This window comes from Phytoactinopolyspora endophytica, from assembly GCF_004138495.1.
Classification (GTDB): domain Bacteria; phylum Actinomycetota; class Actinomycetes; order Jiangellales; family Jiangellaceae; genus Phytoactinopolyspora; species Phytoactinopolyspora endophytica.
The window spans coordinates 45,947-47,335 of sequence record NZ_ML142878.1 but is presented as its reverse complement, the minus strand read 5'-3'; the positions used below and the strand labels follow the sequence as shown (position 1 = coordinate 47,335).

Sequence of the window (1,389 nt, the reverse complement as noted above, 5' to 3'; positions counted from 1 at the left end):
ACGCCCGCGTGCTCGGTTGCTTCGTCCGGACTGATCGGTGCCGGCTCTGCTCCGCAGCACGTGGACAGTTCGGCGACGGGATCCTGCTGAATCGACATGGCTATATATTGACATCTATCAATATCTCATGTCACTCTGAGAGCTGTATCGACAGTCATCTATTTAAGGAGATTCGATGCGACGGCTTTCCTGGGCTTTGGCGCGAGTGCGGCGGCGAGGGCAGATCACGTTATGCGAGTCATGCGGATCGGTGTGTGACGGTGCGTGCCGGGCAGAGTCCAGGTACCAGCGGGAACGCGACCAAGCTGCCCTTCGCGTGGGCCGGCTGCTCTGAACGTGCATGGGGAAAGAGAACGATGATGAATGACAATGATCTCCGTGAGCAGGTTCGCGAGCGCTATGCGGCGTCCGCGCTGGCGGTGACGTCTCGTCCGGCACCACTGAATGTGGTCGAGGCTGACGGTTGCTGTGGACCGAGCGGGTCGTCGGGCTGCTGCGGCGCCGGTGGTGTCGGCGTGGGCGAAGGGTTCGGTGCGCAACTGTACGACACCGAGGAACGCGACGCGCTGCCCACCGAGGCGGTCTTGGCCAGCTTGGGCTGTGGAAATCCGCTCGCGGTCGCCGAGCTACGCGACGGCGAGACGGTGCTCGATCTGGGCTCTGGTGGCGGTATCGATGTCTTGCTCTCCGCCAAGCGTGTCGGCGCAGCCGGGAAGGCCTATGGACTCGACATGACCGAAGAGATGCTCGCTTTGGCCTTGGACAATGCCACGAAGGCCGGTGCCACCAACGTGGAGTTTCTCAAGGGCACGATCGAACAGGTGCCACTTCCTGCCGGAACGGTCGACGTGGTCATCTCCAACTGCGTGGTCAACTTGTCTATCGACAAGTTGGCCGTGTTTGCAGAGATCAAGCGTGTACTCAGGCCCGGCGGCCGGGTAGGTATCACCGACGTCGTCGCCGGAGACCACATCGCCCCGTCCGAACGCGCGGGACGGGGTTCGTACGTGGGGTGCGTAGCCGGTGCCCTATCTGTGTCCGAGTACCGGGCCGGGCTCGCGCAAGCCGGCCTCGTGGACATCGTCGTCGAACCGACGCACCAGGTGGCTGACGGCATGCACTCTGCCATCATCCGTGCCACCAAGCCACCGGCCAGCGGGGGGTCGTCCGTCACAGAACGTACGTCAGGGATACGCAGCTCGGCGTACGCGGACGCGGCGCGCGACAGCAACAATGGTGAGGGTGATCGCGCAGCACGTCGATGAGTCTCGCCGTTCGGTCCGGTCTCTCCACATATCCGATCAACCACACTCGAGGAGAACCTCATGACCGCGACCTACACCTTCGACGTCTTTTCCAGCCTCGACGGCTTCGGCGCCGCCGGCGGCA

Annotated in this window: 1 protein-coding gene; it reads left to right on the top strand. The window is 63.4% G+C overall.

Annotated elements, in window-relative coordinates:
• Positions 1-359: 359 nt before the first annotated feature.
• Positions 360-1,265, top strand: coding sequence for an arsenite methyltransferase (arsM, locus tag ELR45_RS33010; protein WP_129670071.1), 906 nt, complete (start codon positions 360-362; stop codon positions 1,263-1,265).
• The last annotated feature ends 124 nt before the right edge of the window (positions 1,266-1,389 follow it).

Excerpts from the sequence above, each read along its gene's own strand:
- arsM (WP_129670071.1), top strand. The coding sequence starts at position 360 with ATGAATGACAATGATCTCCGTGAGCAGGTTCGCGAGCGCTATGCGGCG.